This window comes from Brevundimonas naejangsanensis (assembly GCF_000635915.2).
In the GTDB taxonomy this organism is placed as follows: domain Bacteria; phylum Pseudomonadota; class Alphaproteobacteria; order Caulobacterales; family Caulobacteraceae; genus Brevundimonas; species Brevundimonas sanguinis.
Genome location: NZ_CP015614.1, coordinates 140,588 through 161,885 on the forward strand (window position 1 = coordinate 140,588; position 21,298 = coordinate 161,885).

The 21,298-nt window shown below is 68.0% G+C and carries 19 protein-coding genes and 2 tRNA genes; 14 read left to right on the forward strand and 7 right to left on the reverse strand.

Translation table 11 applies throughout. The features are described 5' to 3' along the window. The first annotated feature begins 3 nt into the window (after positions 1-3). From DA69_RS00665 to DA69_RS00685, 5 genes are read left to right on the forward strand one after another with little or no spacing between them, the layout of a single operon-like run. On the forward strand, positions 4-393 hold the full coding sequence (locus DA69_RS00665) for a response regulator (RefSeq protein ID WP_025977947.1): 390 nt from the start codon (positions 4-6) through the stop codon (positions 391-393). Then, positions 390-935, forward strand: coding sequence for a chemotaxis protein CheD (locus DA69_RS00670; protein ID WP_025977946.1), 546 nt, complete (start codon positions 390-392; stop codon positions 933-935). Before DA69_RS00665 ends, DA69_RS00670 begins: the two co-directional genes overlap by 4 nt. Further along, the gene (locus DA69_RS00675) at positions 935-1,309 is read left to right on the forward strand and encodes a hypothetical protein (protein WP_025977945.1); all 375 of its coding nucleotides are present in this window, start codon (positions 935-937) and stop codon (positions 1,307-1,309) included. Before DA69_RS00670 ends, DA69_RS00675 begins: the two co-directional genes overlap by 1 nt. Positions 1,310-1,312: 3 nt before the next feature. Next, the gene (locus DA69_RS00680) at positions 1,313-1,900 is read left to right on the forward strand and encodes a response regulator (protein WP_025977944.1); all 588 of its coding nucleotides are present in this window, start codon (positions 1,313-1,315) and stop codon (positions 1,898-1,900) included. Further along, positions 1,897-2,349 (forward strand): hypothetical protein, encoded by a 453-nt coding sequence (locus tag DA69_RS00685; protein WP_025977943.1) that lies wholly within the window; start codon positions 1,897-1,899, stop codon positions 2,347-2,349. The genes DA69_RS00680 and DA69_RS00685 overlap by 4 nt, the downstream gene beginning before the upstream one ends. 201 nt (positions 2,350-2,550) lie before the next feature. Here the strand turns inward: DA69_RS00685 and DA69_RS00690 are convergent, their stop codons facing one another. Both DA69_RS00690 and DA69_RS00695 read right to left on the reverse strand, forming a co-directional pair. Continuing rightward, complete coding sequence (locus DA69_RS00690) at positions 2,551-3,834, reverse strand: D-amino acid dehydrogenase (protein WP_419177563.1); 1,284 nt, start codon at positions 3,832-3,834, stop codon at positions 2,551-2,553. A gap of 153 nt (positions 3,835-3,987) precedes the next feature. Beyond that, complete coding sequence (locus DA69_RS00695) at positions 3,988-5,691, reverse strand: MFS transporter (RefSeq protein ID WP_025977941.1); 1,704 nt, start codon at positions 5,689-5,691, stop codon at positions 3,988-3,990. 209 nt (positions 5,692-5,900) lie between these two features. On the opposite strand from DA69_RS00695, the gene DA69_RS00700 reads away from it, so the two are divergent. Together DA69_RS00700 and DA69_RS00705 are read left to right on the forward strand one after the other, a co-directional pair. Continuing rightward, positions 5,901-6,914: a rhodanese-related sulfurtransferase gene (locus DA69_RS00700; protein WP_025977940.1), complete on the forward strand. Its 1,014-nt coding sequence runs from the start codon at positions 5,901-5,903 to the stop codon at positions 6,912-6,914. 195 nt (positions 6,915-7,109) lie between these two features. Next, a complete protein-coding gene (locus tag DA69_RS00705; protein WP_025977939.1) occupies positions 7,110-8,726 on the forward strand; it encodes an acyl-CoA dehydrogenase family protein in 1,617 nt (538 codons plus the stop codon). A gap of 61 nt (positions 8,727-8,787) precedes the next feature. Here the strand turns inward: DA69_RS00705 and DA69_RS00710 are convergent. The 3 genes from DA69_RS00710 to DA69_RS00720 all read right to left on the reverse strand — a co-directional run bounded on the left by DA69_RS00710 (position 8,788) and on the right by DA69_RS00720 (position 9,628). Further along, positions 8,788-8,863 (reverse strand) — tRNA-Ala (locus DA69_RS00710). A gap of 91 nt (positions 8,864-8,954) precedes the next feature. Next, positions 8,955-9,030 (reverse strand) — tRNA-Ala (locus DA69_RS00715). Positions 9,031-9,163: 133 nt separating this feature from the next. Then, positions 9,164-9,628 (reverse strand): TIGR02300 family protein, encoded by a 465-nt coding sequence (locus DA69_RS00720; RefSeq protein ID WP_025977938.1) that lies wholly within the window; start codon positions 9,626-9,628, stop codon positions 9,164-9,166. A 136-nt stretch (positions 9,629-9,764) separates the two neighbouring features. Between DA69_RS00720 and aroA the strand changes: the two genes are divergently transcribed. The 5 genes from aroA to mscL all read left to right on the forward strand — a co-directional run bounded on the left by aroA (position 9,765) and on the right by mscL (position 14,588). Further along, positions 9,765-11,105, forward strand: coding sequence for a 3-phosphoshikimate 1-carboxyvinyltransferase (gene aroA, locus DA69_RS00725; RefSeq protein ID WP_025977937.1), 1,341 nt, complete (start codon positions 9,765-9,767; stop codon positions 11,103-11,105). Continuing rightward, positions 11,102-11,746, forward strand: coding sequence for a (d)CMP kinase (gene cmk / locus DA69_RS00730; protein ID WP_025977936.1), 645 nt, complete (start codon positions 11,102-11,104; stop codon positions 11,744-11,746). The genes aroA and cmk overlap by 4 nt, the downstream gene beginning before the upstream one ends. Positions 11,747-11,930: 184 nt before the next feature. After that, entirely contained in the window at positions 11,931-13,628 is a 1,698-nt protein-coding gene (rpsA, locus tag DA69_RS00735; RefSeq protein ID WP_025977935.1) for a 30S ribosomal protein S1, read from the forward strand. A gap of 233 nt (positions 13,629-13,861) precedes the next feature. After that, a complete protein-coding gene (locus DA69_RS00740; RefSeq protein ID WP_025977934.1) occupies positions 13,862-14,152 on the forward strand; it encodes an integration host factor subunit beta in 291 nt (96 codons plus the stop codon). Between the two features lie 22 nt (positions 14,153-14,174). Continuing rightward, on the forward strand, positions 14,175-14,588 hold the full coding sequence (mscL, locus tag DA69_RS00745; protein ID WP_025977933.1) for a large-conductance mechanosensitive channel protein MscL: 414 nt from the start codon (positions 14,175-14,177) through the stop codon (positions 14,586-14,588). Positions 14,589-14,631: 43 nt separating this feature from the next. On the opposite strand, the gene DA69_RS00750 is transcribed toward mscL, so the two are convergent. Beyond that, positions 14,632-15,798 carry a GNAT family N-acetyltransferase gene (locus tag DA69_RS00750; protein ID WP_025977932.1) on the reverse strand — a complete coding sequence of 389 codons (1,167 nt, stop codon included), beginning with the start codon at positions 15,796-15,798 and terminating at the stop codon, positions 14,632-14,634. Positions 15,799-16,148: 350 nt separating this feature from the next. On the opposite strand from DA69_RS00750, the gene DA69_RS00755 reads away from it, so the two are divergent. Further along, positions 16,149-17,999, forward strand: a complete 1,851-nt coding sequence (locus DA69_RS00755; RefSeq protein ID WP_025977931.1) for a peptide MFS transporter — start codon at positions 16,149-16,151, stop codon at positions 17,997-17,999. A 139-nt stretch (positions 18,000-18,138) separates the two neighbouring features. Here the strand turns inward: DA69_RS00755 and DA69_RS00760 are convergent, their stop codons facing one another. After that, the gene (locus DA69_RS00760) at positions 18,139-20,202 is read right to left on the reverse strand and encodes a TonB-dependent receptor plug domain-containing protein (protein ID WP_025977930.1); all 2,064 of its coding nucleotides are present in this window, start codon (positions 20,200-20,202) and stop codon (positions 18,139-18,141) included. A gap of 170 nt (positions 20,203-20,372) precedes the next feature. Between DA69_RS00760 and DA69_RS00765 the strand changes: the two genes are divergently transcribed. Continuing rightward, entirely contained in the window at positions 20,373-21,290 is a 918-nt protein-coding gene (locus DA69_RS00765) for a TraB/GumN family protein (RefSeq protein ID WP_235599183.1), read from the forward strand. The last annotated feature ends 8 nt before the right edge of the window (positions 21,291-21,298 follow it).

The window sequence follows — 21,298 nt, forward strand, 5'->3', positions numbered from 1 at the left end:
TTCATGCCCGCCGCCTCCGCCATCCGCACCCTCGTCGTCGATGATCAGCTGACGATGCGCTCGCTTGTCCGCGCCAGTCTGCAGCAGATCGGCGTGCGCGACATCGAGGAAGCGCCCGACGGCGAGGCGGCCCTGCGTTCCCTGCTGGTGCAGCCGGTCCATCTGGTGATCTCCGACTTCAACATGCCGAATCTGGACGGGCTGAGCCTGCTGCGCGCCATCCGGGCGCATCCGCCGCTCTCCAAGACGGCCTTCATCATGCTGACCGGCCGGGCCGACCGCGAGCTGGTCCAGCGCGCCGTCCAGTTCGGGGTGAACAACTATCTGGTGAAGCCCTTCACCACCGCCCAGCTGAAAGAGAAGCTGGAAGCGGTCTTCGGCCCGCTGACGTGACCGGCGCGGCGGTCCAGGAGCCGGTCGAGCGGCGCGTGCACGTGGGGCAGGGCGATCACTATGTGTCGTCCGATCCCGACGTCGTGCTCACGACCGTCCTGGGCAGCTGCGTGGCCCTGTGCCTGCGCGACCCGCAGGCGGGGGTCGGGGGAATGAACCACTTCCTGCTGCCAGAAGGCGCTGGGGCCGACCGTGGAGCCAGTCGCCGCTATGGCGCCTATCTGATGGAAGTCCTGATCAACGATGTGCTGAAGGCGGGCGGTCGCCGCGACCGGCTGGAGGCCAAGCTGTTCGGCGGCGGCCGGATGTTCGACGCCCTGACCGACATCGGGTCGGCCAACGCCGACTTCGCCGAGAAATTCCTGGCGGACGAGGGCATTCCCGTCGTCAGCCGCAGTCTGAGGGGCGCCGGCGGGCGCCGTATTCACTATTGGCCGGTCAGCGGTCGGGCGCGTCAGCGCGTGGTGACGGACGGCGCCAGCCTGCCGCCCGCGACGCCGCCGCCGACGCCTGTCGCTGCCGGGGATCTGGAGCTGTTCTGATGGCTGAAACAGACAATCGCGACCTGCTGGCCGCCATGGCGGCGGAGCTGTCGGACATCCGCGCCGAGATCGAGGCGGCAGGCGGGCTGGTGTCCGAGGTGCTGCGCCAGCTGCCGGCCGAGACGCGGCTGGGCTATCTGACGCGCAGCCAGAGCTTCGACGTTCTGTCTCAGCGCATCGAGGCCTTGGCCGGACTGGCGCAGGCCGTGGCCGAGGAGCAGCCGATGGACACCGCCCTGGCGGCCCTGCCTCTGGCCGAGATGGCCGAGCGGATGCAGGAAACGGCCCACCGCGCCCGCCCCTCGGCGGCGCCCGCTGACGATCCGGACGCGGCGTCCGGCGCCTCGGCGCCGGGCGTGCTGCACCTGTTCTGAATCATGGCCGACGACCGCATCAATCTGGAGCAGTCGACGGTGCTGCTGGTCGACGACACGCCGCAGGCGTTGGACATGCTTGGCTCGATCTTTCAGGGCTTCGGCGTCAAGGAGCAGATCAAACGCCCCTCGGCCGTCGAGGCGGTGAAGCTCCTGCAACAGCGTCCGGTCGATCTGATCGTCATCGACTGCGGCGACCCGGAGATGGACGGCTACGCCTTCACCCGCTGGCTGCGGCGCGAGACGCCTGCGCCGATGCGCTATACGCCGGTCATCCTGGTCACCGGCCACGCCTCCCAGTCCAAGGTGCAGGAAGGCCGCGACTGCGGCGTCAGCTTCGTCATCACCAAGCCTCTGACGCCGGCCGTGCTGTTGAAACGCATCCTGTGGCTGGCGGGCGATGAGCGCGAATTCGTCGAGTGCGCCACCTATGTCGGTCCCGATCGGCGCGTCCGTAATTTCGGCCCGCCCGTGGGCATGACCGGGCGCCGCAAGGGCGACCTTTCGGCCCACGTCGGCCACGCCGTCGAGGAGAATATGGATCAGGCCGATATCGACATGCTGCTGAAACCGCAGAGGGTGTCGCTGTGACCGAGCCTGTGATCACCCGGATCAAGACCTCTCTGGCGCAGCAGATGGCCCAGCCGGGCGGCCGGACCCTAAGCGAGGTTCAGCGCCGCGCTGACGAACGACTGGGCCGCCACAAGGCTGAGGTCATGGCCGAGATCGAAGCCGCCGTTGCGGGGCTGGAAAGCCTGTGCGCAGCGCGGCCGCAGGCGTCCGGCGCCGAAGTCTATCGCCTGGCCTCGCGCGTGGTGGACCTGGCGGGCTTCTTCGACACCGGGCCGCTGTTCGACGCGGGCTACAGCCTGGCCGATACAGCCGATCGCATGACGTCGGCGGACGCCTGGGACTGGCCGCCGGTGCAGGTGCACGTCCAGGCGCTGCGGCTGATCCTCAACGCCGGCTGCGAACGCAATGCGGCGACGCAGCAACTTCTGAGCGGCCTGAAGGCCGTGGCGGCGAAGGCAAGAAGCTAGGCCCTTCTCCCCTTGTGGGAGAAGGTGGCTCGCGGAGCGAGACGGATGAGGGGTGTCGACGCGAAGCCTGGCCATTGTTGACTGAGGCCGACGTCTTGTTCGGATAATGAGGCGCTAGCACCCCTCATCCGAGCGCCTTGCGGCGCCCACCTTCTCCCACAAGGGGAGAAGGATTTGTGCGTGTTATCGCCTCAGAATGAATCAGCGGCCGTATCGCGCGATGCCCAGGTCGGCCGTCTCGATATCCGGGGTCTGGCCGCTGATCAGATCGGCGATGACGCGGGCCGAGCCGCACGCCATGGTCCAGCCCAGCGTGCCGTGGCCGGTGTTCAGGAACAGATTGTCGATCTTGGTCTTGCCGATGACCGGGGTGCCGTCCGGCGTCATGGGGCGCAGGCCCGACCAGTAGCTGGCCGCCTTCAGGTCGCCCGCGCCGGGGAAGAGCGAGCCGACCGAGTGTTCCAGCGTATTGCGGCGGCGCTCGGGCAGGGCGTCCGAGAAGCCGGCGATCTCGGCCATGCCGCCGACGCGGATGCGATCGCCCAGGCGGGTGATGGCCACCTTGTAGCTCTCGTCCATGATGGTCGAGACCGGGGCGGCGGGCTCATTGATGATCGGGGCGGTGATCGAATAGCCCTTCACCGGGTAGACCGGCAGGGTCATGCCCAGCGGCTTGACCAGCATCGGCGAATAGGACCCCAGCGCCAGCACATAGGCGTCGGCCGTGACCAGCCCCTTGTCGGTCTTGACCCCGGTGACGCGGCCGCCCTCGGCGATCAGGCCCTGAATGGTCGTGCCGTACTGGAAGGTCACGCCCTGCGTCGCGGCGGCGTGGTCGGCCAGGGCGACGGTGAACTTGAAGCAGTCGCCCGTCTCGTCGCGCGGCAGGCGCAGGCCGCCGACGAACAGATCGCGCGTCGCCTTCAGGCCCGGCTCGGCGGCGATGCAGCCGTCCTGGTCCAGCACTTCGAACGGCACGCCGCCTTCGCGCAGGACCTCGGTGTCCTTGTAGATGCCGTCCAGCTGCTTTTGCGTGCGGAACAGCTGCAGCGTGCCCTGGGTGCGGTGGTCGTACTGAAGGCCCAGTTCCTCGTTCAGCGCCGTCTGCACCACCTGGCTGTAGTCGGCCAGACGCACCATGCGGGCCTTGTTCAGCGCATAGCGGGCCGAGGTGCAGTTGCGCAGCAGCGACAGCAGCCAGGCCACGGTCGGGGCGTTGATCTGGGGGTGCAGGATCAGCGGCGCGTGGCGCATGAACAGCCACTTCACCGCCTTGGCGGGAATGCCGGGCGCGGCCCAGGGCGAGGAATAGCCGGGCGAGATCTCGCCAGCGTTGGCGAAGCTGGTCTCCAGCGCCGGACCGCTCTGGCGGTCGATGACGGTGACCTCATGGCCCTGGCGGGCCAGGTAGTGGGCGGTCGTCACGCCGATCACGCCGGCGCCGAGGATTGCGATCTTCATGGGTCTTGACCTTGCGCGAACCAGACGCGTGGCTCCCTAGACCAGATTTTGCGCCCTTCGCGCAAGCCGCAGTTTGTGTGCGCCGCAATATCGACAGGCTTGATAAGGACTGCCTGTGTTCGGCCAATCACGGTCGATTATTTGCTCAGCATATTGAGCAAGCGCGTCGGGTCGTCGTCAGGAGGATCGGGTCGGGTCCGTCAGGGGCTCTCCATAGTGGCGGTCGCCGTGCAGATTGGCGGCCAGGGGGACGGTGGTGCGCTCGATCATGCGGTGCACAACGGGCTTGTCCGGTCCCTGGTGCAGGGCGCGGATGCCCTCGTTGATCGCGGCGTCGGCGTGGGTGATGCGCTGGTTGTGCCGGATGTAATCCAGCCAGGTCGGCGTCTGATACTTCTCGACCCAGATCTCAGGCTCGGCCAGGTCCCGCATCACCCGCCATTGGCGCGCGCCGTCGCGGCGGCGGATGCGGCGCCGCTCGTCCATCAGCGCCAGGAAGGCGTCGATGTCCTGCTCGCGGATGCGATAGGCGATGGAGACGATGATCGGCCCGCTGCGGGGCTCTATCGCCAGGGTGGTCTGCGGCTCGGTCCAGCGGCGCAGCAGGTCCATGTTCAGATTGGCGGTCGAGGGCAGGGGCACCCTCAGGCCGATCAGCACGCAGAGCACCAGCACCCCGGCCGAGACCGCCAGGGCGATATCGACGCCATAGGCCTGGGCCAGCGCCCCCCACAGCCAGCTGCCGCCGGCCATGCCGCCGAAGGCCGCCATCTGGTAGAGCGACAGCGCCCGCGCCACGACCCAGCGCGGCACCGACATCTGCACGGTGACGTTGAAGCTGGACAGCACCAGCACCCAGCCCGCCCCGGCCAGCATCAGCGCCGGCAAGGTGACCGCCAGCCAGGGGATGTAGCCCAGGCCGAGCGCAGCCGCTGCAAAGACCAGGGCGGCGACGCGGACGATGGTCTCCGTCTCGTATTTGGCGCGCAGCCGGCCGACGAACAGGGCGCCGCCGACCGCGCCCACGCCGAACGAACCCAGCAGCAGGCCGAAGGCCAGCGGACCGCCGCCGTTCTCGCGCGCGACCACGGGCATCAGCGCCTGGACCGCGCTGGCGCCCACGCCGAACACCACGGCGCGCAGCAGCACCGCCGTCACGCGCGGGGACAGGAAGGCGTAGCGCACCCCGCCCGCCATGGCCGCCAGCAGGCCTTCGCGCGGCAGGGTCTGCTTGGGCCGCTCGGGCTTCCAGCGGAACAGCACGAACAGCAGGCCCAGATAGCTGACGGCGTTGACGGCGAAGGCCGCCGCCGCGCCCGCCGCCGCCACAATCAGGCCGCCCAGCGCCGGGCCGACGCTGCGGGCCATGTTGAAGCCCATGGAGTTGATGGTCACGGCCCCGGCCAGGTCCTCGCGCGGGACCATGTCGCCGACCGAAGCCTGCCACGCCGGGCCGTTGAAGGCGACGCCGCAGCCGATCAGGAAGGTGAAGGTCAGCAGCACCCAGGGCGTGATCCAGCCCATCCAGGTCATCGCCGCCAGCCCCGCCGAGACCAGCAGCATGAAGGTCTGGGCCGCCAGCATGATCTTGCGCCGGTCCACCGTGTCGGCCAGCGCCCCGGCCGCCAGCGACAGCAGCATGATCGGCAGGGTGACCGAGGCCTGCACCAGGGCGACCATCTGGGCCGAGGCGATGGAGGTCATCATCCATGCGGCGCCGACCGACTGGATCAGCCCGCCGAAATTGGTCACCAGGCTGGTGATCCACACCGCCCGGAAGATCGGGTGCCGCAGCGGCGCTAAGGCCGAGGGCCGGCCGGGCGGGACGGGCGCGGGGCCAGAGGGGGGGGCGGAGGAGGATGCGTCGGCGGTTGAACTCATGCCTGACGGCTCCTCGCATCGGCGACCGGGGCATCGGCCACCGGGGCAGCGGCAACCGGGGCATGGGCGATAGAGAGCAGGCGAGAACCAACGACGACCATGCGGTCAATCCACACGGCTTCGGCGGGGGAAGCAAGCCGGTAAGCGGTCACTTGGGGTTCCGGATTATTGGCGTCGCGGGGGCCGCGACGGGACGCTATAGGAAGGCCGTGACCGACCCAGCCGTTCCCTCTCCGTCGCCTTCGGCCCCCTTCACCGTGGCGGCCCTGTATCGTTTCGCGCCCGTCGCCGATCCGGCGGCCCTGCGCCTGCACCTGCTCGACCTGTGCGGGAGCCAGGTGCGCGGCACCCTGCTGGTGGCGCATGAGGGCATCAACGGCACCATTGCGGGGCCGCAGGCCGCTATCGCCCGCGTCATCGACGGCGTGCGCGCCTTGCCCGGGTTCGACCGGCTGGAGCTGAAATATTCGACCGCCTCGGTCATGCCCTTCCACCGCATGAAGGTGCGGGTGAAGGCCGAGATCGTCACCATGGGCCAGCCTGACATCGACCCGGTCGAGGGCGTCGGGACCTATGTCTCGCCCCAGGACTGGAACGCCCTGATCGCCGATCCCGACACCGTCGTCATCGACACCCGCAACGACTACGAGGGCGAGATCGGGGCCTTCGAGGGCGCGGTTCAGCCCAACACCCGCACCTTCCGCGAGTTCGCCGCCTGGTTCCGCACAGAGGGCCGCGCCCTGCTCGACCGGCCGACCCCGCCCAAGGTGGCCATGTACTGCACCGGCGGCATCCGCTGCGAAAAGGCCACCGCCTTCCTCAAGGCCGAGGGGGTGCGCGACGTGCATCATCTGGAAGGCGGCATCCTCAAATATCTGGAGACGGTGCCCGAGCCGGAAAGCCTGTGGCGCGGCGAATGCTTCGTCTTCGACGAGCGGGTGGCCGTGGGGCACGGACTGGTCGAGGGCGAGCACAGCCTGTGCCGCGCATGCCGCATGCCGGTCAGCCCCGAGGGGCGGCTCTCGACGCGCTATGTCGAGGGCGTGTCCTGCGACCGCTGCTGGGACGACCGCAACGCGGCTCAGCGCGAAGGCTACGCCGAACGGCATAAGCAGGTGGAGATCGCCCGCGCCCGGGGCGTGGCGCACGTGGGGGCGACCTTAGCCAACCCTCTCACGGCGGGAGAGGGCTTGAGCCTCCAAGAGCCAAAGGCGATTGGCTAAGGCGAAAGGGTGAGGGGCTTGTCACGTCAGTCGGCGCAAGCCGTGGCGCGACTGCATCACCCGCGAACCCTCCCCCTTTCGCGCAAGAAAGATCGCCGCGCTCTCGTGCGCTCAAGCCCTCTCCCATCGGGATAGGGTCGCCGCCGTAGCCCGCCCGTGCCATCCTCCCCGTCTCGCTGAATACGGAGGCCGGCCATGTCCCCCTTGCGTCCCGTCGAGCGGCTCGACACCCATGAGGTGACCAACCAGCCCCCGCCGCTGGAGGGCGTCGACCTGTTCACCGGCGACCGGGCCCTGCACGACGCCGTGCGCCATTGGGGCGGGGCCGGGCACGTCGAGCGGCTGAGCGACCTGGGCCGTCGCTGCGGTTCGGCCGAGCTGATCGACTGGGGCGTGCAAGCCAACCGCGTGCCGCCGGTGCTGGACACCCACGACCGCTACGGCCGCCGGATCGACGAGGTGACGTTCCATCCCGCCTATCACCAGCTGATGGATCTGGGGCTGGGCGCGGGGTTGGCCGCCAGCGCCTGGGACGGGACGCCGAACGGCCATCTGCTGCACGCGGCCATCCTGTTCCTGACCGGGCAGGCGGATTCGGGGACCAGTTGTCCCATGACCATGACCTACGCCTCGGTCGCGGCGCTTCAGGCCGATCCGGCCGTGGGCGAGCCGTGGATCAAGGGCGTGCTGTCCGGCCGTTACGACCCGGCCGTGCGCCCGGCGGGCGAGAAGGCGGGCGTGACCCTCGGCATGGCCATGACCGAGAAGCAGGGCGGCTCGGACGTGCGCGCCAACACCACCCGGGCCGAGCCGGTCGGCGAGGACGGCTGGTATGCGCTGACCGGGCACAAATGGTTCTGTTCGGCGCCGATGTGCGACGCCTTTCTGACGCTGGCCCAGGCGCCGGGCGGGCTGACCTGCTTCGTCCTGCCGCGCTGGCTGCCGGACGGGACGCGCAATGCGGGGTTCCGCGTCATGCGGCTGAAGGACAAGATGGGCGACCGCTCCAACGCCTCGTCCGAAGTGGAGTATCACGGCGCGCTGGCTCAGCGGCTCGGCGAGGAGGGGCGGGGCGTGGCGACCATCATCCGCATGGTCCAGCACACGCGGCTGGACTGCGTGGTCGGCTCGGCCCTGCAGATGCGCGGGGCGCTGGCGCAGGCGGTGTGGCACACCGCCCACCGCACGGCCTTCCAGAAGCGGCTGATCGACCAGCCGATGATGGCCGCCGTCCTGACCGACCTGGCGGTTGAAAGCGAGGCGGCGACGGCCCTGTCGATGCGGCTGGCGGCGACTTTCGATACCGACGACGCCGTGGGCCGCCTGCTGACGCCGGTGGCCAAATACTGGGTCTGCAAGCGCGCGCCGAACTTGGTCTATGAGGCGATGGAGGCGCTGGGCGGCGCGGGATACGTCGAGACGGGGCCGATGCCGCGCCTGTTCCGCCAGTCGCCGCTGAACGCCATCTGGGAAGGCTCGGGCAACGTCATCGCACTGGATGTCTTGCGCGCGGCGGGGCGCGAGCCGGAGGCCGTGCAGGCCCTGCGCGACTGGCTGGCGTCGCAGGCGGGCAAGTCCGCCGACTACGACCGCTTCATCGCCGGGCTGGACGTGACCGCGCACGAGGCCGGGGCGCGGCTGGCGGTCGAGCGGCTGGCGCTGGCGGCCCAGGCGGCGGCCCTGCTGGAGATGGACAGTCCCTCGGCCGAGGCCTTCATCGCCCTTCGCCTGCGCCCGCGCGGCATGGCCTATGGGGCCTATGAGGTCGAGGTGGACCAGCGGGCGGTGCTGGAACGGGCCATGCCGGCCTGAATGTCTGAAAAGGGGGGCCGGAAAGGACGAAGGCCTCGCGGGGGCTCCGCGAGGCCTTCGATGGTGGAGCTTAGCGGAGTCGAACCGCTGACCTCTTGCATGCCATGCAAGCGCTCTACCAACTGAGCTAAAGCCCCGTGCCGTATCGGCTGGGTTATGTGATCGACCGTCCCAGACGGAAAGTCTGGAAAGGACGAAGGCCCCGCGGGCGTTCCGCGAGGCCTTCGATGGTGGAGCTTAGCGGAGTCGAACCGCTGACCTCTTGCATGCCATGCAAGCGCTCTACCAACTGAGCTAAAGCCCCGAACCTTTCGGTCGGTCCCGCCGGGGAGTGACAATGTCGCCCCCCGGCGAGGCGCGGAAACTAGGTCAGGCCGTTTTGAAGATCAAGCGGGTCTGACACATTTTTTTCCGCTTATTTTTCCGACCTTTGCCGCTTAGTCGTCGTCGCGCGACGGCTTGGTCAGCTCTTCTTCGAGGTCGTCTTCGTCTTCGTCTTCGATGAAGGGCACGGAATCGTCGTCGTCATCGTCAAGAACGTCGTCGTCGTCGTCGCCGTCGGCCGTGCCCATGCCGGCGTCGTCGGCGCCGGGTTCGCCGTCGTCGTCGTCCGGCGTCAGGATCGGCTCGTGGCCTTCCTGGTCGATCTCGGGCGTGGAGCCTTCGACGTCCTCTTCATCCTCTTCGGCGTCGGCGGACTTGTCGGCGACCTGATCTTCGGCCTCCTCTTCGTCAGCGGCGAAGCCTGCGCCGCGGCGCGCGCGACGGCTGCGGACGGCTTCTTCCATCGGGTCGAACTCGGTGTCGCACTTGGGGCAACGGGCCGGGCGACGGTTCAGATCGTAGAATTTGGCCTGGCAGTTCGGGCAGACCTGCTTTTGGCCCAGTTCGGGATTGGCCACGTGATTAGACCTTCGGCGGGTTTAAGGGGAAAAATCGGAAATAGGGCGGCTCCCTTGCCACTGGCGGGGGCCGCTGTCAAAAGCCTTCTTTTCCGCGCGTTTCGCGGCCCTCCTGACAACCGGAGCCTGCATCAGGGTGAGCACTCCCCAGACCTTCACCGCGTCCCCCGTTTCAGGCGTCAATTCAGGGCTCAAGGGCGTGGTCCGCGCGCCCGGCGACAAGTCGATGTCGCACCGCGCCCTGATCTTCGGCGGCATGGCCGAGGGCGTGACCGAGATCGAGGGGCTCCTGGAGGGCGACGACATCCTGGCCACCGGCCGCGCCATGCAGGCGTTCGGCGCGTCGGTCGAGCGCCTCGGGCCGGGGCGCTGGCGGGTCGAGGGGCGCGGGCCGCTGCGCTCGCCGGACAGCATTATCGACTGCGGCAACGCCGGCACGGGCGTGCGCCTGCTGATGGGGGCGGTCGCGGGCTATGAGCTGACCGCGACGTTCGACGGCGACGCCTCCTTACGCAAACGGCCGATGAAGCGCGTCACCGGGCCGCTGGCCGACATGGGCGCGCGCTTCGCTTGGAACGCGGCCGAGGACCGGGTGCCGCTGACCCTGCACGGCGGCGGGCTGAAGGGGGTGACCTTCGTCCAGAGCGTCGCCTCGGCGCAGGTGAAGTCGGCCATCCTGCTGGCCGGGCTGAACGCGGCGGGCGAGACCGTCGTGGTCGAGCCGGAGAAGAGCCGCGACCATACCGAGCGGATGCTGCGCGCCTTCGGCGCCGAGATCGAGGTGACCGAAGAGGGCGAGGGCTGGCGCATCCGCCTGCCGGGCGGCCAGCAACTCAAGGGAACGCACGTCGCCGTGCCGGGCGACCCGTCCTCGGCCGCCTTTCCGCTGGCGGCGGCCCTGGTGGTTCCGGGCTCCGAAGTGACGGTCGAAGGGGTGATGCTGAATCCGCTGCGTACCGGCCTGTTCCAGACCTGGATCGACATGGGCGCGGACCTGACCATCGCCAACCGCCGCATGGCCGGGGGTGAAGAGGTCGGCGATGTCACCGCCCGCCACTCGGCGCTGAAGGGGGTCGTGGTTCCTGAAGACCGCGCCGCCTCCATGATCGACGAATATCCGATCCTGGCGGTGACCGCCGCCTTCGCGGAAGGCGCGACCGTCATGCGCGGCATCGGCGAGATGCGCGTCAAGGAAAGCGACCGCATCGCCCTGATGGCGGCGGGTCTGTCGGCCTGCGGAGTGCAGGTAGAAGAAGAGCCGGAGGGCTTCATCGTCACCGGAGGGGCTGTGAAGGGCGGCGCGACCGTCGACACCGCCCACGACCACCGCATCGCCATGAGCCACCTCGTGCTGGGCCTGGCCGCTGAACAGCCCGTCTCGGTCCGCGACCCCGAGATGATCGCCACCAGCTTCCCCGGCTTTGTCGAGATGATGAACGGGCTGGGCGGGACGATCGCCCAAGGAGACGCGGCATGAACCTCGTCATCGCCGTCGACGGCCCCGCCGCCTCGGGCAAGGGCACCATCGCCGCGCGTCTGGCCGCTCACTACGGCCTGCCGTATCTGGACACCGGCCTGCTGTATCGCGCCGTGGGCCTGGCGGTGCTGGATGCGGGCGGCGATCTCGGCGACGCCGAGACGGCGGCCAAGGCGGCGCGGGCGCTGGATCTGGCCAGCCTGAGCGACAACCCCCGCCTGACCGATCGCGGCGCGGGCGAGGCGGCCAGCCGCGTGGCCAGCCATCCGGGCGTGCGCGCGGCCCTGCTCAAGCTGCAGCAGGACTTCGCGGCGCAGGCGGGCGGCGCGGTGCTGGACGGGCGCGACATCGGCACGGTGATCGCGCCGGGCGCTCCGGCCAAGCTCTATATCACCGCCAGCCCCGAGGTGCGGGCCGAGCGGCGCTGGAAGCAGCTGACCGCGCGCGGCGAGGTCATCGCCTTCGACGACATGCTGGACGATATCCGCCGCCGCGACGCCCGCGACGCGGGCCGCGACGACGCCCCGATGGTCCAGGCGGACAACGCCGTCTTGCTGGACACGACCGATCTAGGTATAGAGGCCGCCTTCGATGCGGCCCGCCGTATCGTCGAGGCGGCGCGAGCCAGGGCCGGGATCTGATCCCGCCGGGCGAATCCAACGCTCCGATCTCCTCGACGGCCGCGGGCGTTCTGGCTTTCTGTCGTCGCGCTTTTCCAGCGCGTGTCGCCTCGCCTCGTGACGACCTGACTTCCCCTTTCTCACCCCCTTCGCGCGCGACCATCCGGCCGTGCGCGTTTCGCTTTCATCAACCTCAAGAGTTTCCATGACCGAAACCCTCAACCCCACTCGCGACGATTTCGCCGCGCTCCTCGACGAACAACTGCAAGGCCGCGACCTTGGCGAAGGCCAGGTCGTTCACGGCCGCGTCGTCGGCATTGAAAAAGACATCGTCATCATCGACGTCGGTCTGAAGACCGAAGGCCGCATCGCCATGCGCGAGTTCGGCCAGGGCGACGGCGCTGTCCTGCCCAAGGTCGGCGACAACGTCGAAGTCTATCTGGAGCGCGTCGAAAACGCCCTGGGTGAAGCGGTCATCAGCCGCGACAAGGCGCGCCGCGAAGAAGCCTGGACCCGTCTGGAAGCCGTGTTCGCCGAAGGCCAGCCGGTCAACGGCGCCATCGTCGGCCGCGTCAAGGGCGGCTTCACCGTCGACCTGGGCGGCGCCTCGGCCTTCCTGCCCGGCTCGCAAGTCGACATCCGTCCGGTCCGCGACGTCGGCCCGCTGATGGGCAAGGAACAGCCCTTCGCCATCCTTAAGATGGACCGTCCGCGCGGCAACATCGTCGTTTCGCGTCGCGCCATCCTGGAAGAAGCCCGCGCTGAACAGCGCACCGAGCTGGTCGGCCAGCTGCAAGAGGGCGAAGTCCGCGAAGGCGTCGTCAAGAACATCACCGACTACGGCGCGTTCGTCGACCTGGGCGGCATCGACGGCCTGCTGCACGTCACGGACATGTCGTGGAAGCGCGTGTCGCACCCGTCGCAGGTCCTGGCCGTCGGCGACACCGTCAAGGTCCAGATCGTCAAGATCAACCCGGACACCCAGCGCATCTCGCTCGGCATGAAGCAGCTGCAGTCGGATCCGTGGGACGGCGTCGAAGCCAAATACCCGGTCAACGCCAAGTACACCGGCCGCGTCACCAACATCACCGACTACGGCGCCTTCGTGGAGCTGGAGCCGGGCGTTGAAGGCCTCGTCCACGTGTCGGAAATGTCCTGGACCAAGAAGAACGTCCACCCGGGCAAGATCGTCTCCACCTCGCAGGAAGTGGACGTGGTCGTCCTGGACGTCGACAGCGCCAAGCGTCGTATCTCGCTGGGCCTGAAGCAAGCCCAGAACAACCCGTGGGAGGCCTTCCTGGAGGCTCACCCGGTCGGTTCGACCGTCGAGGGCGAAGTCAAGAACGCCACCGAGTTCGGCCTGTTCGTCGGCCTGGACAACGACATCGACGGCATGGTCCACCTGTCGGACCTGGACTGGAACGTGTCGGGCGAAGAAGCCATCCAGCGTTACCGCAAGGGCGAGACGATCAAGGCCAAGGTCCTGGACGTCGACATCGACAAGGAGCGCGTCTCCCTGGGCGTCAAGCAGCTCGGCGGCGACCCGATGGAAGGCGACGTCTACAAGCGCGGCCAGCAGATCACCGTCACCGTAACGGCGATCGAGACCGGCGGCATCGAGGTCAAGTTCGGTGAAGACGACGCGCCGGTCACGGCCTTCGTCCGCAAGTCGGACCTGTCGCGCGACCGCAACGAGCAGCGCACCGAGCGCTTCGCCGTGGGCGACCGCGTCGACGCCATGATCACCGGCGTCGACAAGGCCACGCGCCGCGTCTCCGTCTCGATCAAGGCGCTGGAGATGAAGGACGAACAGGAAGCCATCGAGCAGTTCGGGTCGTCGGACTCGGGCGCCTCGCTGGGCGACATCCTGGGCGCCGCGCTCAAGAACGCAGCCAAGGACTAATCGTCCTCGGTGATCGGGAAACGGGGCGGCCGGAGCGATCCGGCCGCCCTTTTTCTTTGGCCGCGACCCTGGCTCTTTGCGACGTATTTTCTTCCTCACACGGCCCATCGGCGGCGAAACCTGCCACGCTGGAATGCAAGAAACCTTCACGACGATGCGTTTTGCCCTTTCTTCCTGTGGCGACAGGCGGTTAGGGTGTCTTCCCGGACGGTGAAACCATGGCGGGGGCCTGAATGATCAAGTCTGAACTGATCGAGAAGTTGGCGGCTGAGAACCTGCACCTCACCCATGCCGAGGTGGAGCGGGTCGTAAATGTGATCCTCGGCTGCATGACTGACACCCTGTCCGAAGGCGGACGGGTCGAGCTTCGAGGCTTCGGCGCCTTTTCGGTGCGCAGCCGACCGGCGCGGACGGGGCGCAACCCCCGCACCGGCGAAACGGTCGAGGTCCCGGCCAAGGCCGTGCCCTTCTTCAAGAGCGGCAAGGAGCTGCGCGAGCGGCTGAACGCCTCCGGCGACGCCTGATATCATCTGAAAGACTGATTCAATGAGCCTGCTGTCCGAGTTTCGGGAATTCGCCGCGCGCGGCAACGTCGTCGACCTGGCGGTCGGGGTCATCATCGGGGCCTCGTTCGGCAAGATCGTCACCAGCCTGGTCGATCAGGTGGTGATGCCGCCAATCGGCCTGCTGCTGGGCCGGGTGGACTTCTCCAAGCTGGAGTGGGTCCTGGTGCCGGAAGACCCGGCGACAGAGGCGGTCGAGAAGGTGGCCATTCAATACGGCGCCTTCATCAACACCCTGATCCAATTCCTGATCGTGGCCTTCGTGGTTTTCCTGATGGTCAAGATGGTCAACAAGCTGCGCCGCGAGCAGCCGGCCGGGCCTGAGGCGCCCGCTGCGCCGACGCCGACCGAAGCGCTGCTGGCCGAAATCCGCGACGAGCTGAAGGCGCGCTCCTAAACGGCGGCGCCGGACGAGGGCCGCAACCGGCCCTCGTTTCCCTTCATGCCCGCGCTTGCACCGCTTGAGCGCGCAGGGGCGTCGACGCCAGCCTCAGGGCGGCGCTGGCGCGCGCCGGCAGGGGGCGCAGACAGAAGGAATAGTCGCCGTCATAGGGCGTGGGCCGCCAGCCCGCGTCCTGCATCCCATCGTCGAAGGCGATGTGACAGTGGCCCCAGCCGCCCTCGCGCCAGGCCTTTTGGCCCAGTCGGCCCAGGGCGGCGAGCAGGTCGGGCGACACCACCTGCAGCCGCACCTTGGCGGCGCCCAGCGCCGGCGCCATGCGACGCAGGCCCTCGACCAGCGCCTGGACCGCCGTCGAATCATTGTCCAGCGCGACCAGGTCGATGATCTCCAGGATCGGCGGCTCCAGCGGCGTCTGCTTGTTCAGCATGGCCACCGCGAAACCCGTCAGGCGCCCGCCGTCGCGATAGGCCAGGCTCAGCGGCGGCACCGTCAGATCGGGGTCCGACAGACGCCAGCGCATGATGTCCGGGCTGCGGTCCGCCATCAGCCGCCCCTCGGCGCGCAGGGCCGTCCAGAACCGGGCGTAGTCCGAGCGCTGCGACAGGTCGGGGCTGAGGCTGACCCCGTCTGGCAGGCGGCTTTCGGCCTGACGCAGGCGGCGCTCGCCGTTGAGGCGGGGCAGGGGGGACAGCTGCTCGCCCAGCAGGCGCGCCAGCGTCGGAGCGCGGTCCACGACCTCGCGCAGGCCCCGTCCATACAGGCAGGCCGCCGGGTCGATCAGCCAGGACAGCTTCAGCGTATGGGTTTCGGGCGGCCAGGGAACCATGCCGTGCCGCTGGTACAGCGGACTGGAGCGGGCGTTGGCGTTCAGCGTGTAGCGGGCGAAACAGGCGGGTTGGTCGATGAAGGCGTTGATCAGGGCCCGGCTGCGGCCCCGCTGCGCCGGAGGCACGACGATGGAATAGCCCGTCGCGGCGTGCAGGCGTTGATCGTTGCGCCAGAAGCGCTGGATGAAGTTGCCGACGAAGGCTTCAGGCCCGGCGCCGTGGTCGATCACCCAGCCGTGCGGGGCGTCGATCTCGGCCGAGGCCGGGTTCGCCATCAACCAGCGCCAGCCCGCCGCCGACCGTTCCGGCCACCACACGCTGCTGTGCAGTCGATTGACGGCCTCGAGATCGCTTTCGTTGAACGGGCGCAACGACATGTCTGTTTGAGTCTCCCCAGCCCAGTTTCGGCGTTCGAGGAGCGTGCGCGAAATATGTGTAGAATGATCTAATCACCCTCAAAACGCGAACTTTGCGACGATCGGGCGCCCGTCGGCGGCCAAGATTTGGCCGTTAACGCTTGTTTGCAATCCGTGACCGTGCTGTTTCTGGACGCTTCCACGCCCGTCGGGGGCGTCAGACAATGGAGCTTGCCGTTGAGCACGACGGACGGAGGGGGCGCGCGACCTGCGCGCCGGCCCGGCACTCGAGGGGGCGACGCCCAGGCGATGGCCCAGACGGTGACTGTGAATAAGGCGAAGTCGATCATGATCTGCGCGGGGGCCCAGGCATGAATATCGTCATCGCCATCGGTCTGATCATCACCCTGGTCACGGGCGTGCCCGTGCTGATGCAGATCCTGAAACACCACCCGCGCGGACTGATCATCCTGTTCTTCGCGGAGATGTGGGAGCGCTTCTCCTACTATGGGATGCGCGGCATCCTGATCTTCTTCCTGACCCAGCACTTCCTGTTCAACGACGCCCAGGCCGGCTCGGCCTATGGCTCGTACACCTCGCTGGTCTATCTGCTGCCGCTGCTGGGCGGCATGATGGCGGACCGCTTCATCGGCACGCGCAAGGCCGTGGCCTTCGGCGCCCTGCTGCTGGTGGCCGGTCACGGCATGATGGCCTTCGAGGGCCGTCCCGCCACCGAAACCCTGACCTATCAGGGCGCGACTTATGAAATCTCGGCCGAAGGCCGGGGCGCCGCGCGCGACGTGGGCCTGATGGTCAACGGCCAGAAATACGCCTTCGCCCCGGTCGAGAACGGCCTGGCGATCCAGAACCTGCCGCAGGACGCGCCGATCCCGGCCGTGCTGCCGACCGGCGACTACAAGATCGAGGTGACCCGCGACCTGGCGGGCATCAACGTCTTCTACCTGGCCATCGCCCTGATCATCATGGGGGTGGGCTATCTGAAGCCGAACATCTCCACCATCGTGGGGCAGCTGTATCCTGACGGCGACCCGCGCCGGGATTCGGGCTTTACCCTCTACTATTACGGCATCAACCTGGGGGCCTTCTGGGCCGCGGTGCTGTGCGGCTATCTGGGCCAGACGGTCGGCTGGTGGGCGGGCTTCGGCCTGGCCGGGGTCGGCATGGCGCTGGGCTGGGTCGTCTTCGTCCTGGGCAAGCCGCTGCTGCAGGGCAAGGGCGAGCCGCCGGTCGAAGGCGAGCTCAACAAGCCCTTCCTGGGCCCGCTGAATCGCGAGTGGTCGATCTATCTGCTGAGCGTGCTGGGCGTCGGCGTGGTGTGGTTCATGGTTCAGCGCAACGCTCTGGTGGGCTGGGTGCTGGGCGCCGCCACCGTCGCGTCGCTGGCCTTCATCGCCTATATCATCGTCAAGGTCTGCGAGAACCGCATCCAGCGCGAACGCATGATGCTGGCGGTGGTGCTGATCTTCGGCTCGGTGGTCTTCTTCACCCTGTTCGAACAGGCCGGCACCTCGCTGAACCTGTTCGCTGACCGTAACGTCGACCTCAGCCTGACGCCGACGGCGGTTCAGTTCCTGGGCGTCACCGTCGGCACCCCGGCCCAACTGGCGGCGGCGGGCATCACGCCCACGGGCTTCTGGATCGACGCCACGGTGACGGCGGCGCAGACCCAGTCGTTCAACGCCGGCTTCATCCTGATCTTCGCGCCGATCATGGCGGCCCTGTGGGCCTTCCTGGGCCGACGCAACATGGACCCGAACCCGGTCCTGAAGTTCGGCCTCGGCCTGCTGCAGGTCGGCCTGGGCTTCATGATCGTGGTGTGGGGCGCCGGTCTGGCCGATTCGGCCTTCCAGATGCCGGTGCTGCTGCTGGGCCTGCTCTACATGTTCCACACCCTTGGCGAGCTGTTCCTGTCGCCGGTGGGCCTGTCGGAAATCACCAAGCTGTCGCTGGCCAAGGTCGTCAGCTTCATGATGGCCGTGTGGTTCCTGGCCTCGTCGATTGCTCAGTACGTCGGCGGCTGGATCGCCGGTCTGGCCGGGACCGAGACGGTCGGCGGCCAGGTGCTGGACCCGGGCGCCGCGCTGCGCACCTCGCTGGAGGTGTTCGGCATGCTGGGCGTGTGGGGCATGGGCATCGGCGTCGGTTTCATCGTCCTCAGCTTCTTCATCAAGGGCTGGTCGCACGAGAAGGCGCCGCACTAGAGCAAAAAGCCGGTCCGGCGTTCGCGCGCCGGACCGGCCGACCATCAAAGGAAAGGGCGGCGTCTCGCAGGAGGCGCCGCCCTTTTCAGTTGTCCGGGGAAAGGCCCCGGCTGGTTCCGGGGCGCGTGGTTTCAGTTCCTCAGAAGGTCTTGCGCAGCCGGATCTGATAGAAGGTGCGCGGGTCGATGAAGCGGTTCTCGACAAAGGCGATCGGCCGCGTCTCGCGATCCGCGAACTGGGTGAGCTGGACGTTGAAGTCGTCCCAGATGTTGATCTGGGCGCGGATCGACAGGGTCGGCGTCGGCTTATACTCGCCCCACAGCTCATAGTAGTCGTGACCGCGCCAGCCCGAGATCTGGTCCGGACGATAGTTCTTCTGGCCCAGCAGGGGGATCCAGGCGCCGCCCCACTGCATCTTCCAACGCGTGATGTCCTGCTGGAAGGTGATGGTCGCCTGACTGGCGCGGACGCCGGAGATGGGGCGGATCTCGCCGGTGGTCGGATCGGTGACTTCGGTGTGGTTCCAGGTGTTGCGGAAGCCGAACTTGCCGCCCGAGACGCCGAGTTTGTCGGTCGGCACGGTGACGTTCAGCACCAGCTGGTCAAGCGTCCCGTCGCCGATATTGCCCACGGCGGCGTAACCGCCTTCCAGGGGGATGACATCGATGGCGTCGGTGATCTCGTCATGGCGCAGGCCGATGCTGACGACGCCTTCGCCCCAGAAACGCTTCTCATAGGTCAGTTCTGCGACCCAGCGCGATTCGGGATGCAGGTTCACATTGCCGCCGAAGACATTGCCGTCGGCGAACTCGGCCGAGGCGGCGAAGTCGCTGAAGTCCAGCTGACCGACGGTGCGCTCCAGCCGCAGGCGCAGCTGGTTGTTGGCGGCCGGGGTCCAGGTGGCCAGCAGGCGCGGCTTGGCGAAGAAGAAGCTCTTTTCCTGATCCGCGTCGCCGGACTGGCTGATGGTCGAGGATTCCAGCCGCAGGCCGCTTTCCAGCGTCCATTTCGGGTTGATGCGCCAGGTCGCCTTGCCGAACAGTTCGCCGCGCGTCTCCTCGACCTTGACCGAGGCGGAGGGCAGGGGCTCCTCGACGCCGTCGATGGAATAGGCCTGGTCGCGCTGCATCATGTTGTAGGCGATTTCGCCGCCCGCCTCGAAATCCATCGCCGGGGTCCGCTCATAGCGCACCAGGCCGCGCAGAATGGTTTCGGATGACGTGCCGTCTGAGCTGAACAGCTGTTCCGAGCTTGGCGCATCGACAACGCGGCCGCGCGAGACAGACGCCGATTCATAGTCCCCGAACTCGTGGATGAAGCGGGTTTCCAGCTTCAGCTTCTCGGACAGGGGGCGGGTGTAGACGACGCCGAACTCGCCGCTGTTACCGTCTTCATCATACAGGCTTTCGCGCAGCACGCCGGGCGCGGTCTGGCGGTTGATGTTGTGCCAGTCGTTGATCCCATAACGCGCCGTCAGGTCGATCTTGCCGCCCAGGAAAGGACTGGAGAAGTTGCCCCGGATCGAGTTCCCGCCGCCGTAGCCGTCGTTGTAGTAATCTTCGGCGCGCAGGGTCTCTCCGTTCGGGCCGACGCGGCGCAGCGGGCCGGCCCCGTTGGAATCGCTCATGGAGATGCCGTCGCTTAAGGTCACGCCCCAGGTCTGGTCGCCCTTGCGCTCGGTGAACTGATAGGAGCCGCCGAACAGGTCCTGGCCGCCCTCGAACAGATTGGCGTTGAAGGTGGCGATATGCTCGCGGCTGACCGTGTTCTTCAGGATGACGTTGGCGACGACGGAATAGCCCTGCATCTCGATGCCCGGCGCCCCGCCGCGGATCAGTTCGATACGCTCGACCTGGCTGGCCACGGTGCGGCTCAGCACGTTGGAGCCGGTGTCGTTCTTGGAGGCCGGGCGCGAGCCGTTGATCAGGACGTTGCCGACCGCGCCTTCAAAGCCGCGCGCGCCGTCGCCGTCGTTGACCGAGAAGCCAGGCACCCGGTTGACCATGTCCAGCGCCGTGTTCGGGCGCGCGTCGACGAAGAAGTCGGGGGTGAAGATCAGCACGGCCTGGTCGCCGGGGACAGCGGACTGCCGGGCCGGGGCGTCGGCCCGATCAGCGGCCCGATCAGCGGCCAGGGCGGCGGCCGGCGCGGCGGCGGCCAGCAGCAGTGCGGTGGTCGCCAGCAGGGCGCTCTTGGTGTTCATCTGTCCTCTCCCTCGGTGTCGGCCGAGGTGTGGACGGGCCGTGTTGCGATCTCCAGTTACAAGCTGGACAGGTGGATTAAATCGCGGACAGCATTACGGAGATTTCATTACAGCCAGGAAAAAGGAATGAATATAACGCTGAAATGCATAGCCGCTCTTCTTCCCTAGTCTTGTCGTTAGTTTCGGCTTTCGCCCTGTCGGTCGGGACGGCGAAAGCGCAAGAGGCGGCGGCTCCCAACACGGTCGAGGACGTCGTGGTCACCGCCCGTCGTATCGAGGGGCCGATGTGGGAGGTCCGGCGCGGCGACAGCGTGCTGTTCCTGGTCGGGGCCATAGAAGGCCTGCCGCGCGACATGGAATGGCGCACCGACGCCCTGCTCTCGGCGGTCGAGCGGGCCGACCGGGTGCTGTTTCCCATTCAGGGGCAGGCGTCTCTGGCGGATGTCGGGCGCCTCGTCTGGCGCATCCGCACCCTGACGCGCCAGCCGGATGGACGGACCAGCGCCGACTACCTGTCGCCAGAACTGGAGGCGCGGGTCCAGCGGATCACGGGCGAGGGGCCCAGCCGCAAGAGTTTCATGATGCTGTCGGCGGACCTGATGGAGCACGGCGGCTACGCCCGCAGGGCGCGCCCCGTCTCCGAAATCGTGCGCCGCGCCGCCCGCGCCAACAAGAAGGCGGCTGAGCCGGTGGGCGTCTATCGCGGCGACGAGATGATCGACAAGGTGCTGACCACGCCGCCCGAAGCGTATCTGAACTGCATGGAGGCCGCGACGACGGCGGCCGAGGCCGGGCCGGGAAACGGCGCCCAGCGGGTCGAGGACTGGCGGCAGCGACGCGTCCCCGACGTCCTGGCCTCGACGCTGGATCAAGCGGTCGACGCCTGCTCCTACTGGTCGGTGATGGGGCAGGGCGAACGGCTGCGTGATGTCTGGCGTCAAGGCATGGCCCAGTCCCTGTCCGAGGCGGGGGTCACTGTCGCCATAGTGCCGCTCAGGCTGCTGGCCGAACCGAACGGTATGCTGGATCAACTGGCGCGAGAGGGGCTGGATCCGCTGGGTCCCGATTGGCGCGCGCCCCAGCCTTGATGCAAGAC

Bases quoted from the DNA above. Each gene is read 5' to 3' on its own strand.
- DA69_RS00665 (WP_025977947.1), top strand. From the start codon at position 4: ATGCCCGCCGCCTCCGCCATCCGCACCCTCGTCGTCGATGATCAGCTG.
- DA69_RS00675 (WP_025977945.1), top strand. From the start codon at position 935: ATGGCTGAAACAGACAATCGCGACCTGCTGGCCGCCATGGCGGCGGAG.
- DA69_RS00680 (WP_025977944.1), top strand. From the start codon at position 1,313: ATGGCCGACGACCGCATCAATCTGGAGCAGTCGACGGTGCTGCTGGTC.
- DA69_RS00695 (WP_025977941.1), bottom strand. From the start codon at position 5,691: ATGAGTTCAACCGCCGACGCATCCTCCTCCGCCCCCCCCTCTGGCCCC.
- DA69_RS00705 (WP_025977939.1), top strand. From the start codon at position 7,110: ATGTCCCCCTTGCGTCCCGTCGAGCGGCTCGACACCCATGAGGTGACC.
- cmk (WP_025977936.1), top strand. From the start codon at position 11,102: ATGAACCTCGTCATCGCCGTCGACGGCCCCGCCGCCTCGGGCAAGGGC.
- rpsA (WP_025977935.1), top strand. From the start codon at position 11,931: ATGACCGAAACCCTCAACCCCACTCGCGACGATTTCGCCGCGCTCCTC.
- DA69_RS00740 (WP_025977934.1), top strand. From the start codon at position 13,862: ATGATCAAGTCTGAACTGATCGAGAAGTTGGCGGCTGAGAACCTGCAC.
- mscL (WP_025977933.1), top strand. From the start codon at position 14,175: ATGAGCCTGCTGTCCGAGTTTCGGGAATTCGCCGCGCGCGGCAACGTC.
- DA69_RS00750 (WP_025977932.1), bottom strand. From the start codon at position 15,798: ATGTCGTTGCGCCCGTTCAACGAAAGCGATCTCGAGGCCGTCAATCGA.
- DA69_RS00755 (WP_025977931.1), top strand. From the start codon at position 16,149: ATGAATATCGTCATCGCCATCGGTCTGATCATCACCCTGGTCACGGGC.
- DA69_RS00760 (WP_025977930.1), bottom strand. From the start codon at position 20,202: ATGAACACCAAGAGCGCCCTGCTGGCGACCACCGCACTGCTGCTGGCC.